15 protein-coding genes are annotated in these 15,514 nt (G+C 42.3%); 11 read left to right on the forward strand and 4 right to left on the reverse strand.

The window, feature by feature from the left end; genetic code table 11:
- Window positions 1-23: 23 nt before the first annotated feature.
- The 3 genes from hslO to D3222_RS17800 are packed head-to-tail and all read right to left on the reverse strand — an operon-like array spanning window position 24 to window position 3,507.
- The gene (hslO, locus tag D3222_RS17790; RefSeq protein WP_118987343.1) at window positions 24-896 is read right to left on the reverse strand and encodes an Hsp33 family molecular chaperone HslO; all 873 of its coding nucleotides are present in this window, start codon (window positions 894-896) and stop codon (window positions 24-26) included.
- Between the two features lie 22 nt (window positions 897-918).
- Entirely contained in the window at window positions 919-1,335 is a 417-nt protein-coding gene (hslR, locus tag D3222_RS17795; RefSeq protein WP_118987344.1) for a ribosome-associated heat shock protein Hsp15, read from the reverse strand.
- A 57-nt stretch (window positions 1,336-1,392) separates the two neighbouring features.
- Window positions 1,393-3,507, reverse strand: coding sequence for an intracellular growth attenuator family protein (locus D3222_RS17800; RefSeq protein ID WP_118987345.1), 2,115 nt, complete (start codon window positions 3,505-3,507; stop codon window positions 1,393-1,395).
- A gap of 350 nt (window positions 3,508-3,857) precedes the next feature.
- On the opposite strand from D3222_RS17800, the gene nudE reads away from it, so the two are divergent.
- A complete protein-coding gene (gene nudE, locus D3222_RS17805) occupies window positions 3,858-4,406 on the forward strand; it encodes an ADP compounds hydrolase NudE (RefSeq protein ID WP_118987346.1) in 549 nt (182 codons plus the stop codon).
- Window positions 4,407-4,449: 43 nt separating this feature from the next.
- Here the strand turns inward: nudE and mrcA are convergent, their stop codons facing one another.
- Window positions 4,450-6,978 carry a peptidoglycan glycosyltransferase/peptidoglycan DD-transpeptidase MrcA gene (gene mrcA, locus D3222_RS17810; RefSeq protein ID WP_118987347.1) on the reverse strand — a complete coding sequence of 843 codons (2,529 nt, stop codon included), beginning with the start codon at window positions 6,976-6,978 and terminating at the stop codon, window positions 4,450-4,452.
- A gap of 119 nt (window positions 6,979-7,097) precedes the next feature.
- Between mrcA and pilM the strand changes: the two genes are divergently transcribed.
- The 10 genes from pilM to D3222_RS17860 all read left to right on the forward strand — a co-directional run bounded on the left by pilM (window position 7,098) and on the right by D3222_RS17860 (window position 15,510).
- Window positions 7,098-7,928 carry a pilus assembly protein PilM gene (gene pilM / locus D3222_RS17815; protein WP_118987348.1) on the forward strand — a complete coding sequence of 277 codons (831 nt, stop codon included), beginning with the start codon at window positions 7,098-7,100 and terminating at the stop codon, window positions 7,926-7,928.
- Window positions 7,929-7,930: 2 nt separating this feature from the next.
- The gene (locus tag D3222_RS17820) at window positions 7,931-8,482 is read left to right on the forward strand and encodes a PilN domain-containing protein (protein ID WP_118987349.1); all 552 of its coding nucleotides are present in this window, start codon (window positions 7,931-7,933) and stop codon (window positions 8,480-8,482) included.
- Entirely contained in the window at window positions 8,469-9,014 is a 546-nt protein-coding gene (locus D3222_RS17825; protein ID WP_118987350.1) for a hypothetical protein, read from the forward strand. The genes D3222_RS17820 and D3222_RS17825 overlap by 14 nt, the downstream gene beginning before the upstream one ends.
- The gene (pilQ, locus tag D3222_RS17830) at window positions 9,007-10,041 is read left to right on the forward strand and encodes a type IV pilus secretin PilQ (RefSeq protein ID WP_118987351.1); all 1,035 of its coding nucleotides are present in this window, start codon (window positions 9,007-9,009) and stop codon (window positions 10,039-10,041) included. Before D3222_RS17825 ends, pilQ begins: the two co-directional genes overlap by 8 nt.
- Window positions 10,042-10,410: 369 nt before the next feature.
- Window positions 10,411-10,932, forward strand: a complete 522-nt coding sequence (aroK, locus tag D3222_RS17835; RefSeq protein WP_036779445.1) for a shikimate kinase AroK — start codon at window positions 10,411-10,413, stop codon at window positions 10,930-10,932.
- Window positions 10,933-10,979: 47 nt separating this feature from the next.
- Complete coding sequence (gene aroB / locus D3222_RS17840; protein ID WP_118987352.1) at window positions 10,980-12,080, forward strand: 3-dehydroquinate synthase; 1,101 nt, start codon at window positions 10,980-10,982, stop codon at window positions 12,078-12,080.
- A 171-nt stretch (window positions 12,081-12,251) separates the two neighbouring features.
- Entirely contained in the window at window positions 12,252-13,178 is a 927-nt protein-coding gene (locus tag D3222_RS17845) for an SPOR domain-containing protein (protein ID WP_118987353.1), read from the forward strand.
- An 84-nt stretch (window positions 13,179-13,262) separates the two neighbouring features.
- The gene (dam, locus tag D3222_RS17850; protein ID WP_118987354.1) at window positions 13,263-14,075 is read left to right on the forward strand and encodes an adenine-specific DNA-methyltransferase; all 813 of its coding nucleotides are present in this window, start codon (window positions 13,263-13,265) and stop codon (window positions 14,073-14,075) included.
- A gap of 60 nt (window positions 14,076-14,135) precedes the next feature.
- Window positions 14,136-14,816, forward strand: a complete 681-nt coding sequence (gene rpe, locus D3222_RS17855) for a ribulose-phosphate 3-epimerase (protein WP_118987355.1) — start codon at window positions 14,136-14,138, stop codon at window positions 14,814-14,816.
- Window positions 14,806-15,510, forward strand: a complete 705-nt coding sequence (locus D3222_RS17860) for a phosphoglycolate phosphatase (RefSeq protein WP_118987356.1) — start codon at window positions 14,806-14,808, stop codon at window positions 15,508-15,510. The genes rpe and D3222_RS17860 overlap by 11 nt, the downstream gene beginning before the upstream one ends.
- Window positions 15,511-15,514 lie beyond the last annotated feature (4 nt).

The raw sequence follows: 15,514 nt of genomic DNA on the forward strand, positions 1-15,514 counted from the left end.
AAAAATTTTGTTTAGATAGAATATCAATGGAGCCGGTTCTTTTTTTCTGTTCTGATTGCAGCAAGATCATCAGCATCAAAAATATAGTGTGTGCCGCAATACTCACACGCCATATCAATGTTGCCATCTTTCTGCAAAATATGATTAACATCCTCATCGGAAAGTGTGACTAATGTGTCAGCACAACGTTGGCGAGAACAAGTACAACGGAATTCGACCGCTTGCGGTTCATATAATATGACATCCTCCTCATGATAAAGGCGGTGCAAGATCTCCTTAACTTCCAATGAAAATAACTCTTCACCTTTAATGGTTGCAGTAAGTTGCGCTAGATGATCAAAAGCTTCTGCACTCTCCTGTTCCGCCGCTGGCAAAATCTGTAACAACATACCACCAGCAGCAACTCTTCCATCCTGAATGCCAGTACGGATAAATAGACGAGTGGGTAGTTGTTCAGACTGCCTGAAATAATCATCAAGACAATCCGCCAGTGTTTCACCTTCCAGTGCAACCACTCCCTGATAACGCTCACCATGAGTTGGCGTAATGGTAATAACCATATAGCCTGTGCCAACCATCTGTTTCAAACTGCTATTTTCAGCCACTAATCCATCAATACGAGCGATACCTCGCATTTGTTGCTGATGATTACCATTAATAACTGCCAGTTTGACCGGGCCATCTCCCTGAATTTGAACCGTAATATCACCATCAAATTTCAGTGTTGCAGTTAATAAACTGGTTGCCACCAACAGTTCTCCCAATAACTGCTGTACCGGCTGCGGGTAATCATGATTTTCCAAAATATGCTGGTAAGTTTCACTGGCTAAAACCAGCTCACCACGTACAGAATGATTCTCAAATAAAAAGCGGTGTAATTGGTCTTGTTTAAACATAAATATCTCTCATTCGAGCAGGTTATTCCTGTCCACTTAATTTGGTATTTTTAAACTTAATCAGCGTGCGCCTCTCTTTTTTATCCGGTCGGCGGTCAGGATGAGGCATAGTTAATGCATTCATTTTTCGAGCAATTGCCATTTTTTCCCGGTTAGCAATACTCGCTTCTGTCTCTTGGTAAAGTTGTTGCGCCTCCGGCGCACCGCGCCGATGATTACTTAGTGCAAGAACTTCAACTATACGTTCATCATTACCCTGACGCAGTTTAATTTCAGCCCCTGGTTCAACCAATTTACTCGGTTTACTTCTTTGACCATTATAGTGAACTTTACCTCCGTCTATCATTTCCCGTGCAATAGCCCGTGTTTTATAAAAACGGGCCACCCACAGCCACTTATCCAGACGGACAGCTTGATCGGAGTCTGAATTACTCTTCATTTTTCCTCTCATCATCAGCTTTGGCAAATAAAGCAAAGCCTAACATACCATTGTCGATTATCGCCAACGCGCAGGCGGAAAAAGTGTATTAAAACAGTTATCGTAATATTGCCTGATTTTGTTTAAACGTTGTTTGTTCTGCCGACTTTTCTTAACAACCAGCACAAAATTAATGATTAAGGTCGTAAAAAGAGCCAAGAATAAAATAGTGGTACCAATACAACGAGCAAGTGTCATGGAATCCAGTTCACTATGCAACACAACCCGGCGGGTTCCATTACTATCTACGGACAATTCCGTGACAATTCCCGTTGTCTCAAAGGGTGTTTGCAATACCATATCCGATAACCGCTGTAATTCACGCCATTGTTCCAACGCACTATGGTCATAAGAGATGATGGCTGGCGTTATATACTCAACCAGTTGTTTGCCTTCATCACTGATAAGTAGAACTCCGCCAGGAGAAGGGCTATTAAGCAGCATTGCGACTTTATCTATTTCCCGGTAGATAAATGATGATGTCGTCGCATCAACCAATTTCCCCAAAGCTTCAGCGCTTGCCGGACGCAATAAAACATGAGTGTCATCCAGCTTGCCACTTTCTGCATTCTTTAACAAAGTTAGCCAATCATTAGCACTACCCAAGTTAACCAAAGCATTTTTCAATCGTAAACAGTCTGTTTCTTTTTCACATAATTCTTTAGTTTTCAAGATAATATTAGAGAAATCATCCAATAAGATCATACCAGATTTGAAAATCTCCTGAGCAAGGTCTGGATTTATTACATCGTCATTTTCCTGTAAACGTAATTGTTTATTAACAGTTGCAATCAGTTTAGCTGCATTTTCTATAATTTCTGATTCTGGTATTGGCAGTGGATTAACTCTATTCCAATATATCCCCGAACAATCGAACGGAGAAAAATAGGTGTCGCCTTTACCATTCATATTGTTTGGAGGCATATAACACATACCAACCCCTTTTGCTTTCAGGATATCCCCAACTCGCAATTCCATCCCTTCCATCATATTAGCGTCAGTGACAACTTTTGTGCTGCTGCCACGCAACCAGGCAAAACTGAGTTTCATCGGTACACTAACCGGTTGATAAAAATAGAGCAGTAACATAATAAGCAAACAGCTAACGATCATCATGAGATTTTTTCCATAACGACGATAAGGGTAATTTTTCTCTTCATCATGCAAAGAGAGATAATGCCCTTGCCTGACTACCTGACCGTTAGTGTAAATATCAATATTGGTTTTCTGATCAAGATAGTGAGCAATATAGGGCTCCCAATGAGGAGGATAAATTAAATCAATCCCACCAAGAGAAATATTACTCATTTGTCCTTGTTCAAATTCGCCAAATAATCCCCATCGTTTTGGTATACCGGTAAAACAGTGAATATCCTGGCGCCTGCATATTGAGAGTGGGCAAAGTAATGGCCAAAAACTGATAACGACTAAACTACCTGCAATCAACATCAGCCACGGCAAAAGCAGTGCTGGTGAAAGTAACGCAAGAAACCAAATGAAAAATCCGAAACACAAAAATCCCCCCTCCCAAATACCCGATGAGTGATTCAACCGATATTCTTCCAATGTCTCTTTACGAATATTTTGTAATTTTACGCTGGTTTCACCATTTTTTTGGATCGATGCCTGCTGATGAGATACATCTGAAATTACCGGAGCAGAAGGAAAATCCTGTTGAAAATCTTTCAGAAAGTGACCATTAATCGAAATAACAAGTGGTATTGTCGCGGTGTACACAACATCAATAATATTCTGCTGTTTAATAAAAGGCTCAAGGAAAAACGGCAAATGAATTTCTGCCATATCAATATAGTAACGCCAGCTATGTAGTTCATCGGAAGCAACAGAAAACCGGGTAATGGAATGACAGATAGTATAAACCATATCATTTTTACCCATTAGAATTGGCCAACTTGGTTTATTAATACGGTCTGTTACAACTGGCGGCAACACTCGATTCAAATAACATTCAATAGTCTGATATTCATCAGCATTAAGTTTACGATAGGTTGGTTCAGCAACAGAAGGCAGATAACGGGCGTTATCATGTAGCTTCCATTTGAAAATCAGAAAGGAAGCCATGACAATCAGGCTAATTATCAAGATAGCCAATATAACGACTGTTATGCTCATTTTATCCCCATACCCATGACAATCTTGCTATTGTTGTTTGCAAATTAGCAACTACACGTTAAGTTCTGAATTAGGTTATTTCTATTTATTTTTTAATTTATTTTACAATGAGTTATATAATAACGCACTAAACTATATACAACATAGATCTATTTCCAAAGAGGATAAAGATAACAGCAACAACAATAACCAGCGATAATCACTATCATTTATCAAAATAATCGGCCATATTTAGTCAAGCTATGGAGTGTACCTAATTTCATCATAAAATCTAAGGTTAATGAAATAATTTATGACGTAATAATGCACAGGCACTCAACTCAACCAATATTAAACCATCAGGGGCAATTATGAATGACCTGAAAAACCCTAAAATCTTACACATAGAGGACATTGCCCATTCACGTTTATTTCATATTCAGTCAGTTAATCTCGAATTTAGTAACGGTGTAAAACGCGTTTATGAACGGATGCGTCCGGCCAATCGGGAAGCTGTTCTGATAATCCCGGTCATTGGGGATGAATTGTTGCTTATTCGTGAGTATGCAGTCGGCATTGAGCAGTACGAGTTGGGCTTTCCTAAAGGCGCGATCGACCCTGGGGAAAGTATCTTTGAAGCCGCTAACCGTGAATTAAAAGAAGAAGTCAGTTTTGGTGCCAGAAAAATAGAACAATTAGCCAAACTCACTATGGCTCCATCCTATTTTTCTAGCAAAATGAACATTGTTATTGCTGAAAATCTCTATCCAGAAAGCTTGGAAGGAGACGAACCTGAACCACTACCGCAAATACGTTGGCCAATAGCAAATATGATGTCATTATTGGATCACGCTGATTTCAACGAAGCGCGTAATGTCTGCGCCCTATTTCTGGCACAAAAATACTTAAAACACCGTTGAAGTTCACAGGCACAACAACGCTTCCGTTGTGCCTGCTTTATCATCAGAATAACTCCTGACTTTCACCATTCTCAATTAAAGTTGTGCCAACTTCCCGCACCGCACTCTCTGTAGGTTGAGTTCCATCAATGAAGTATTCATTACGGGTATCTCCGCCGCCGCCAGCAAGCTTACCTGTCTTACGATCTATCACCACAGAAACAATCCCAGGAGGAGGAGTGACTTCTTTTTCTGGAACACCCTCTAGGGCAATTTTCATAAAATCATCCCAAATTGGCTGCGCACTCTTAGCACCCGCCTCTCCACCACTGGCCGCTGTACGGCCAAGGCTTCTGCGGTGGTCATCAAAACCAATCCAAACCGTCGTGACAATATCCGGCCCATAACCTGAGAACCAGGCATCTTTTGAACTGTTGGTTGTTCCAGTTTTACCACCAATATCACGGCGTTTCAGATCGCGCGAGGCACGCCAACCCGTACCAGACCAACCCGGCTCACCAAAAATATTACTATTCAAAGCATCATGGATCAAAAATGCCAACTGAGTACTAATGACATGGGGAGCGTATTTTTGCGCATCTTCACGACTATCAATTACCGGGGCTTTTTCCAATTCAGGTAACGGTAATATCTCTTGCTGGCTAACATGAGATTGAGCAACATTCTCAATCGAGTTCTCAGAAAGTTCGATTGAACGTACCGTATCCCCATAAATTACTGGAATATCGCACTGTGGACATGCAATTTTAGGCTTAGCCTCAAAGAGAATATCGCCATCTTCGTTTTCAATCTTAGTAATAAAGTAAGGATCGATCAGATAGCCACCATTGGACATGACCGAATATCCACGTACCATTTGCATTGGAGTGAATGATGGTGATCCCAAAGCCAGAGATTCTGTACGTACTATATTTTGTGCCGGGAAACCAAACCGTTGCAGGTAATCAGCAGCATAATCGACTCCCATTGCTCGCATTGCTCGAACCATCACGACGTTCTTCGATTGTCCTAATCCTTGACGCAAACGGACTGGCCCAACATAAGTTGCTGGTGAGTTTTTCGGACGCCAGTCAGTACCAGCACCTGCATCCCAACGGCTAATTGGTAAGTCATTCAGCAATGAAGCCAATGTCAGCCCTTTATCCATCGCTGCGGTATAGAGAAATGGTTTAATATTAGAACCAATTTGACGTAATGACTGCGTGACACGGTTAAATTTACTCAAGTTGAAATCAAATCCACCAACCAGCGCCTTCACAGCACCATCATTCGGATCAATAGAGACCAAAGCAGCATTAACTTCTGGCACTTGTGCCAACCACCAAATATCCTTTACTTTCCGAAGCCAAACCTGTTCACCAACTTGAACCACTTCATTCACACTACGAGGAACCGCACCCTGCACACTATCAGATTTGAACTTTCTGGCCCAACGGACACCCATCATGGGTAATTCCACACTGCTGCCATCAGCCAACATCACTATTGCCTGATCAGTACCCGCGCTGGTCACTACCGCCGGCATTAACGGCCCATAATCTGGCAAGGTCTTAAGCTTCTTGACAATCTGTTCCCGACCCCAAACAGGTTCGCCCACTTTCCACAAAACTTCTTGCGCCCCACGGTAGCCATGACGCACATCATAATCAATGAGGTTATTACGAACCGCATCCACGGCAGCCAACTGAAGTTTACGGGTAATCGTGGTGTAAACTTTATAACCGTCGGTATAAGCATTCTCACCATAACGCTCAATCATCTCCTGACGCACCATCTCGGACAAATAGGGCACAGAGAAAGCAATCTGAGGCGCATGGTAATTAGCAACCAACTTTTCACTTCTAGCTTGATTATATTGCTGCTGAGTAATATAGCCCTCATTGAGCATACGGCTCAGAACCACATTCCGGCGGTTAATCGCCCGGCCATAAGAATAAAGCGGGTTAAAAGTAGAAGGTGCCTTTGGCAGACCGGCAATCATGGCGATTTCACTCAGTGTCAACTCATTGACATTTTTGCCAAAATAAACTTGAGCCGCAGCCCCAACACCATAAGCCCGGTAACCAAGGTAAATTTTATTGAGATAGAGTTCGAGGATCTCATCTTTATTCAGCAATTGCTCAATCCTGATAGCCAGAAAAACTTCCTTGATTTTACGCATCAACGTCTTCTCAGGAGTGAGAAAGAAATTTCTCGCCAGTTGCTGAGTAATGGTACTTGCCCCTTGAGAAGCACGGCCTGAACTCATCGCGACAGATGCTGCCCGGATAATCCCTACAGGGTCAACCCCGTGATGCTCATAAAAACGACTGTCCTCCGTTGCAATGAATGCCTTCACCATAATGGGTGGAATTTCGGACAACTCAAGAGGAATACGGCGTTTTTCACCATATTGGGCAATAAGCTCACCATCTGCACTGAACACCTGCATTGGTGTCTGTAATCGAACATCCTTTAATGTCGCCACATCAGGTAACTGAGGCTCGATATATTTGTACATACCAAAAATCGAGGCCGTTCCCAGAAAAATGCAACTCACGACAAAGACTAGAAAATACTTTACGAACTTCACCTGAAATTTCCCATGCCACGTTAGTCGGGTGGTTTATAAACAATCGGCGCGTAGTATAAAGGTTACACAGCACCTTGAATATGGTCTTTTATTAAAATTACTGATATGGAGATCGATATATGTATTCACCAAAATGGTATGTCGGATTGGACATCCAAAATGGCATCCTTCGCGCCGTCGCAGCTATAAAACGCCGAGATGGCTGGCAGCTTCGCCACTGCTGGCAATATCTTTTATCTGATGCGGTTATGCCAGAAGGCCGTTTACAACGGCCAGAAATATTATGTGATATTTTAAATCAATGGCGCCAAAAATTACCTAAAAAAATCAGTTTCAGACTCGCCTTACCTGTACAGCAAACATTGCAGAGGAATCTGACTTTGCCTCCAGATATCAATCTTAAAGAGCCGGAACAAGGCTGGTTTATCAACGCCAGTGCCGAGAAACAATTTCCCTTTAACACCCGAGAACTGGCGCTGGATTACCGTATTATTGAACAAAATGCCTACATCAGCGCCGCTCGCCAGAAAGATCTCAACCTCTGGCTACAATGTCTTGCACAAGCAGGAATATTTCCAGATGCCATTGATATTGCTCCCTGTGCCCTACGCTATATAGCGCAATATGCCGGCGTTCCCGCTGATAGTTGGCTGTTACACAGGCAACAATCTGGTTGGCTATGGGTATCTCCTGCCAATGCCCCCTTCGCTTATGATCTGGTATTAGCAAATACGGCTGTTTCTCCACAGCAGATTATCCGTCAATTATCTGCCTCATCCATGGCTGAACAGCCTGTTTACTACAGTAGCTACCAACAAGAAACCCTACCTGAAGGAACTTGCTCTTGGGATATGCTGACAGCATTTCGCCGCTATCAACCACCACTACCAGTTCAACTGATGGAATATGTGATAGCCGGTGGTTTAGCACTCAGACCGGATGATAAGTAACGATGTATCAGGTTAATTTTCTACCTTGGCGCCAAACCCGGCTAAAACATCGTTATCGTTGGTGGTCGATTCTTCTCTTATTGCAATTGATGTTGTGGCTGACAGTGCTCGTCTGGATATTATTAAAACAACAGGAAACGATTAACCAGTATCAAAGGCAATGGCAGCAACTCAACCAGCAACAATTATATTTGCAACAACAGATAACTCAGACAGAGGAGGCGGTCAATCTTCACAACAAACTAGCCTATAAATTAAAACAACAACAAACGTGGCTGAAACAGAACCAACAACATTGGCAATTATTTAATGAATTACCTGAATTATTACCGGAAGGAAGTTGGTTAACCGCTTTCGATGATCAGGCAGGTCAATTAAAACTGGTTGCTAATAGTCTGGATTATTCCAGTATGACGTCTCTGCTGGATAATCTTGAAAACAACGGGCAATTATCTGAAATTCAACTAAAAAAGATGATTACCACCGAACAACAAATCAGGCAATTTATTATTGACGCTAACTGGCAGACGGAGATATCCAATGATAAAAAGTGACTATTTATGGTGGTTTGCCAAACCAACCTGGCAGCTCTTTATCTGGCAGCAAGCTATCATCATGCCATTTCTGATTCTGTTTTATCTTTTCTTCTGGCAAGAAAGAGCTGAACAGCGAAGTAGCCTGACACAAAAAATAGCAGCCCAACAAATCAATACCAAAGCCGCCAATGAACAACTAAATCAGCTACCGCTATTGGAAGATATACAACAACACATCAACCAAATAGAAAATAAATTCAGTAAGCCGCGACAAAATGCGGTAAAAATTACCGCAATAAAACAATTACAACAGCCATTAATAAATTCTGGCGCACAAGTTCTTGAGTGGCAACGTAAAAAAGAAGGGGAAAAAACGCTCTGGCAAATCACAATTTGTTTGAACTACGAACAGATGCTAAGTTTTCTTGAGGCGCTACAAGCGTTATATCCACCGCTGCTGATCAAACAGCTTTCCATTTCTCCATCAGACGAATCCCTAAACGTCAAAATAACCCTGTCAGAAACCTCACATGAGGAATTTTATGACTAAAAAATTTATTCTGTTTATCCTTTTCCTGCCCGCGATTGTTGTTGCAGAAATAAGAAATCCTTTTGCTCCCCCGATGATAGAGACAGAAGAGCAATCGGTTGAGTTATTTGATCAATCAGTCAATGAGACCGAAATTCAGTCCCTCTCAACCGTATTACAATATGCAGACGCAGAAAGAATCGCCATGAATCTCAGGCAAAATACGCCCGCACTGATAACAAAAGAGGGTAAAGTTGATTTTGATCCTGAAACTAACAGTCTGATTTTACAGGATACCCCCATTGCCATCGCGCAGATAAAAAGCTGGCTGAAAGAAATAGATACACCACAGCAGCAAGTGCAGATCACTGCACATATCGTGACCAGTAGCCGAGAGGCATTACATGAACTCGGCATTTATTGGGGTATACCAATAGGAGAGCAGATTAATACATCAACGGGGATAAATCGCCTCAATATCAACCAAGCAGCCAACGATAACATGCATAGATTTGCGTTCAATATTGCTCGCATTCACACCAGTTTGCTGGAAATGGAACTCAGTGCCTTAGAACAAGAAAACCAACTGGATATTATCGCTAGCCCTAGACTAACCGCCTCGCATCAACAGTTAGCCAGCATCAAGCAAGGCTCTGATATCCCCTACGTCAGCCAAGAAAAAGAGAAAAGTACTGTGCAATTTAAAGAAGCCGTACTAGGAATGGAAGTCACACCCCATATACTGAGAAAAAACAAAATCAGACTCTCTCTGAAAATCAGTCAAAACATGCCAGGGATCTCAATAAGTCAAGGAGGAGGTGAGAATTTAACCATCGACAAACAGGAAATAATAACTCAAGTTACTGTAAAGAATGGTGAAACACTTATTCTCGGTGGAATTTTTCAACAGAAAAAAAGCGAGCAAACCCAGAAGGTACCTTATCTATCAGACATCCCACTACTCGGCTCACTATTTAACCAAAAAGGTCATAAACACAGCCGACGTGAGTTAGTCATATTTATTACGCCTCAACTGATAGATATTTAACCAACAAGAAAAATATAATCGTTACATCAGTAAGTTGGATATAAAAAATTTAACTATTTCGTATGATTATGCGCAGATTTTTCCAACTAATCCTGTTTATAGATTTGACGCTGAGACCAATTTAGCATACAAGAGTTAGCTAATTGAGTGGTCGGGTTTAACATCACAATAATCAGCCAATGAAACCAGAGCTTCCGTCACAAAAAGCTCGTCGTTGATTTATATAGTTGCAAAACTGGCTGATGTACTGAGATAATTTTGTTATCTGATCTCACATTACCGCTCATGAGGTTTCAGTTTAGGTCCCGCTGCTGATTTGATTAGCGGGGCGGGTTATCATTAACGAATAGTCTTAGTAATACCAAAAACATGGCAGAGAAACGTAATATCTTTCTGGTTGGGCCTATGGGTGCCGGCAAAAGCACTATTGGTCGTCAGTTAGCTCAGCAACTCAATATGGAGTTTTACGACTCCGATCAAGAAATTGAGCGACGTACCGGAGCTGACGTGGGCTGGGTATTCGACGTGGAAGGCGAAGAAGGCTTCCGCGAACGCGAAGAAAAAGTGATTAACGAACTCACTGAAAAACAAGGCATTGTATTGGCGACTGGCGGAGGTTCTGTGAAATCCAGAGAAACCCGTAATCGTCTGTCTGCCCGTGGTGTCGTGGTCTACTTGGAAACCACCATTGAAAAACAGTTAGCACGCACCCAGCGCGATAAAAAACGTCCCTTACTTCAAGTTGATGCACCAGCACGCGAAGTTTTAGAAAATTTAGCAAGCGAACGTAACCCTCTATATGAGGAAATTGCTGATGTTACTATCCGTACCGATGAACAAAGCGCTAAAGTTGTCGCTAACCAAATCATTGAGTTACTGGAAAAAAACTGATTCAAGCAAGTCTGTACAGCGATAAATAATTAAGGCGAAGGCTGCTTATGGAAAAGATCACTGTCACTTTAGGGGAACGTAGTTACCCAATTACCATTGCAAAAGGGTTATTTGACGACCCTTCTGCTTTTGCACCACTAAAAGCAGACCAGCAAGTTATGCTGGTAACGAATCAAACCCTAGCTCCGCTGTATCTGGCAAAAGTAAAAGCCACCTTGCAGCAAGCCGGAATTCGGGTAGATGAAGTGGTTCTACCTGATGGTGAACAGTACAAATCTCTTTCCGTATTAAATGACGTATTTTCTGCTTTGCTGGAAAATAACCACAGCCGGGACACAACGCTTATCGCTCTCGGCGGCGGCGTAATCGGTGATTTAACTGGTTTTGCCGCTGCCTGTTATCAACGTGGTGTCCATTTTATTCAAATGCCTACCACCCTTCTTGCCCAGGTTGATTCCTCCGTCGGAGGAAAAACCGCGGTAAACCATCCTCTTGGCAAAAACATGATAGGTGCATTCTATCAACCAGTCTCTGTGATGGTCGATCTTAATTGCCTGCAAACGCTTCCAGCCCGCGAATTCTCTTCCGGTCTGGCTGAGGTCATTAAGTACGGTATCATTCTCGACAGTGAATTTTTTAACTGGCTTGAAGATAACATGGATAAATTGCTGGTTCTCGACAACCAAGCAATGGCTTACTGCATCCGTCGTTGCTGCGAATTGAAAGCTGAAGTTGTCGCAGCAGATGAGAAAGAATTAAGTGGCTTGCGTGCCCTGCTGAATCTTGGTCACACCTTCGGCCACGCCATCGAAACTGAAATGGGATATGGTGCCTGGTTACATGGGGAAGCGGTTGCCGCCGGAATGGTCATGGCAGCAAGAACAGCTCAACTTGCTGATAATTTCTCTGAACAGAATATTCAACGTATTATCCGATTGTTGGAACGGGCAAATCTGCCTGTACACGGGCCACAAAACATGCCACCAGAAGCCTACCTCCCACATATGATGCGAGATAAGAAAGTTATAGCAGGTAAATTACGACTGGTTCTTCCAACAAAAATAGGTAAAGCTGATCTCCGCTCAGATATTGAACACAACTGTGTTCTTGACGCTATCCGTCAGTGTTTACCCTATGAAAATGGGTAAATTTTAAGTAATTTGTATGCTTATGGCATTAAATTAAATGTTTTTTTGCATCCATCTGGTTGTTGTGTCATAAAATAACGACTCTATCAGACAAATTTCTATCTTCGTTAAGTCAGCCTGCCGGACTGACTTCAATTGCAATTGGCAGTATTGGCTCTGTTTGGAGGGCATATGGACGAATTCAAATCAGAAAATGAACAAAGAGCAAATAACGAGTTTAGGCCAGATACCTCAGATCGCCGTCCTTCACGCTCTCGTCAGCCATTAAACAAACCCAAATTTGCGGTTTCACGTCAGCAAATGATGCTCGGCATTGGGATTTTAGTGCTGCTACTGCTGATTATTGCTATCAGTTCTGCCTTAAAAGCCCCAACTGAACATGAAAAACAGCAATCGCCAAATGTTGCCGAGAAGAATATTGATTTATCAGGTTCACCATCCAACAACGATGACAATCAATCCATAACATCAGAGAATACCACTGCAAATACAATTAACAGACCACAGGAAATCAATGTTCCTCCTGTCAGTGGTACTTCAACTCAACCTCATCAGCGTCAAACTAACAATGGCGAAACCCAAAATCAGCGCATTGAATTACCAGGAAATATTCCTGATGCACTGACTCAACAACAAAGTAATATAAATCACGCAGTACAGAATCTGAATCAAGCCCAACAACCACAGCCAGTAACACCGCCACCGGTAGTACAGCAAAAATCAGAAAATATCCGTCCACTGAAATCAGAAACACTGGCTAAATCAAAACCATCGACAAATCATGCTAGCAGTAAAAACAATGTGGTCAGTAGCACCAGTAGTGATCAATTAAAAACCCCGGCAAACCACTACACTTTGCAATTAAGTAGTGCCAGCCGCTCAGATACGCTGACCGCTTTTGCTAAAAAGCATAACCTTACCCATTACAAAGTTTATGAAACTAAACGTAATGGAAAAGTTTGGTTTGTTTTAATTCATGGTGATTACCGTTCCATCTCTGAAGCCAAAGGGGCTATTTCATCTCTACCGGTCGATATTCAGGCGAAAAAACCTTGGGTTAGAACGATGCAGCAAGTGCAACAAGACCTAAGAAAATAAAACAATACTTATTAGGCGCTGATATGCTGTCCTAAACAGAGTACAATCTGCGGCTCTGGAATGATTGAGTAATTAATTGACAGCATGAAAAAAAAACGCGCTTTCTTAAAATGGGCCGGTGGAAAATACCCGTTGGTAGATGACATCAAACGTCATCTGCCAGCCGGTAGTTGTCTGATAGAGCCATTTGTTGGCGCAGGTTCTGTCTTTTTGAACACAGACTACGATTCTTATATCCTCGCCGACATCAACAGTGACCTGATTAACCTGTACAACACAGTAAAACTCAGGGCTAATGAGTTTATCGTCCACACACGCCCCCTGTTCACCCAAGAATACAATACAGCCGAACATTTTTATCAGTTACGGGAGCAATTTAACCAAAGCACTGACCCGTTCCACCGCAGCGTGTTATTCCTTTATCTCAATCGCCACTGTTACAACGGCCTCTGTCGTTATAATTCTCATGGTAAATTTAACGTACCTTTTGGGCTTTATAAAAAACCCTACTTTCCTGAAGAAGAATTACACTGGTTTGCTGAAAAAGCCCAAAATGCTACTTTTATCTGTGAGCACTATCAACACACGTTGAACAAGGCACATAAAGGCTCGGTTATCTATTGCGATCCTCCCTATGCCCCTTTGTCAGCAACAGCGAACTTTACGGCATATCACACCAATAGCTTTAACATTGCAGATCAGGAAAATCTGGCAAATATTGCATTTAAGTTATCATCAGAACGTGCAATTCCTGTTTTGATATCCAACCACGATACGCCAATGACACGAAAATGGTACTATCAGGCTTCACTTCATATTGTCAAAGCACGTCGTACTATTAGCAGGAATATCCTTGCCCGCAGTAAGGTAGACGAACTCTTGGCATTATATCGCTGATTTATCCGCCCCCCTTTTGCCTCGCAACTAAGGGATGATAGAAACGATTTGGAGAAGATAATGAAAGATTTTCTGATTGCCCCATCCATTTTATCTGCAAATTTTGCGCGGCTGGGTGAAGATACAGCTAAGGTGCTGGCAGCGGGGGCTGATGTTGTTCATTTTGATGTTATGGACAACCACTACGTCCCTAACCTGACTATCGGGCCTATGGTCTGCCAGGCTCTGCGAGATTATGGCATCACCGCACCAATCGATGTCCATTTGATGGTAAAACCGGTTGACCGCATTATCCCTGATTTTGCCAAAGCAGGAGCGACTTATATTACCTTCCATCCAGAAACCAGTGAACATATTGACCGCAGTTTACAACTCATCAAAGAGCATGGTTGTAAAGCTGGCTTGGTATTCAATCCTGCAACGCCTCTGAGTTACCTTGATTATGTCCTGGATAAACTAGATGTCATTCTATTGATGTCAGTAAACCCTGGTTTCGGTGGTCAATCTTTCATCCCTGGAACACTAGAGAAACTGCGTCAGGTTCGTAAGATCATTGATGACAGCGGTTATGATATCCGTCTTGAGGTAGACGGTGGGATTAAAGCTAGCAATATTGCCGCGGCAGCAACTGCGGGGGCAGATATGTTTGTTGCTGGTTCAGCCATTTTCAGTCAGCCAGATTACAAAACGGTTATTGATAATATGCGTAGTGAATTGTCAAAGGTATCTCATGACAAATAAGGTATTAAAAGGTATTCGTGCTATCGCTTTTGATCTGGATGGAACACTGGTAGACAGCGCCGGTGGTTTGGCAGATGCACTGGATCAAGCACTATTAACCAAAAGTTTCCCGGCTGCGGGAAAAGAGCGGGTTGCTGCCTGGGTAGGTAATGGCGCAGACATTATGGTCGAACGTGCGTTAACATGGGCCAAAGTCAAATTAACTGCCCAACTGCATAAAGAAACCCGCGAACTATTTGACCGTTTCTATGAAACAACGGTAACAACAGGCAGTGAACTGTTCCCGGAAGTCAAAGTTACATTAGCTGAACTGGCAAAACACAATTTGCCAATGGGTATCATCACCAATAAACCAACACTTTTCATTGCTCCTCTGCTGGCTTCTTTAGGCATCAGTGAATATTTTTCATTAGTGTTAGGTGGTGATGATGTTAAAGAGAAAAAGCCACATCCGGCACCTATTTATTTAACAATGGGCACATTCGGACTGCGTAAGGAAGAACTGCTCTTTGTCGGTGATTCCCGTAATGATATTTTAGCAGCACAAGCGGCGGGTTGCCCTTGTGTTGGTTTAACTTATGGATATAACTACGGTGAATCTATTGCATTAAGCAATCCAGATTGCATATTAGCGAATTTTTCGGATTTGCTATCCATAATTGGACTCCCATCTTTAAAACTTCAGGAAGCATAATAAA

It is taken from the genome of Photorhabdus sp. CRCIA-P01, from assembly GCF_003545805.1.
In the GTDB taxonomy this organism is placed as follows: domain Bacteria; phylum Pseudomonadota; class Gammaproteobacteria; order Enterobacterales; family Enterobacteriaceae; genus Photorhabdus; species Photorhabdus antumapuensis.

Excerpts from the sequence above, each read along its gene's own strand:
- hslO (WP_118987343.1), bottom strand. The coding sequence starts at position 896 with ATGTTTAAACAAGACCAATTACACCGCTTTTTATTTGAGAATCATTCT.
- hslR (WP_118987344.1), bottom strand. The coding sequence starts at position 1,335 with ATGAAGAGTAATTCAGACTCCGATCAAGCTGTCCGTCTGGATAAGTGG.
- D3222_RS17800 (WP_118987345.1), bottom strand. The coding sequence starts at position 3,507 with ATGAGCATAACAGTCGTTATATTGGCTATCTTGATAATTAGCCTGATT.
- nudE (WP_118987346.1), top strand. The coding sequence starts at position 3,858 with ATGAATGACCTGAAAAACCCTAAAATCTTACACATAGAGGACATTGCC.
- pilM (WP_118987348.1), top strand. The coding sequence starts at position 7,098 with ATGTATTCACCAAAATGGTATGTCGGATTGGACATCCAAAATGGCATC.
- D3222_RS17820 (WP_118987349.1), top strand. The coding sequence starts at position 7,931 with ATGTATCAGGTTAATTTTCTACCTTGGCGCCAAACCCGGCTAAAACAT.
- D3222_RS17825 (WP_118987350.1), top strand. The coding sequence starts at position 8,469 with ATGATAAAAAGTGACTATTTATGGTGGTTTGCCAAACCAACCTGGCAG.
- pilQ (WP_118987351.1), top strand. The coding sequence starts at position 9,007 with ATGACTAAAAAATTTATTCTGTTTATCCTTTTCCTGCCCGCGATTGTT.
- aroK (WP_036779445.1), top strand. The coding sequence starts at position 10,411 with ATGGCAGAGAAACGTAATATCTTTCTGGTTGGGCCTATGGGTGCCGGC.
- aroB (WP_118987352.1), top strand. The coding sequence starts at position 10,980 with ATGGAAAAGATCACTGTCACTTTAGGGGAACGTAGTTACCCAATTACC.
- D3222_RS17845 (WP_118987353.1), top strand. The coding sequence starts at position 12,252 with ATGGACGAATTCAAATCAGAAAATGAACAAAGAGCAAATAACGAGTTT.
- dam (WP_118987354.1), top strand. The coding sequence starts at position 13,263 with ATGAAAAAAAAACGCGCTTTCTTAAAATGGGCCGGTGGAAAATACCCG.
- rpe (WP_118987355.1), top strand. The coding sequence starts at position 14,136 with ATGAAAGATTTTCTGATTGCCCCATCCATTTTATCTGCAAATTTTGCG.
- D3222_RS17860 (WP_118987356.1), top strand. The coding sequence starts at position 14,806 with ATGACAAATAAGGTATTAAAAGGTATTCGTGCTATCGCTTTTGATCTG.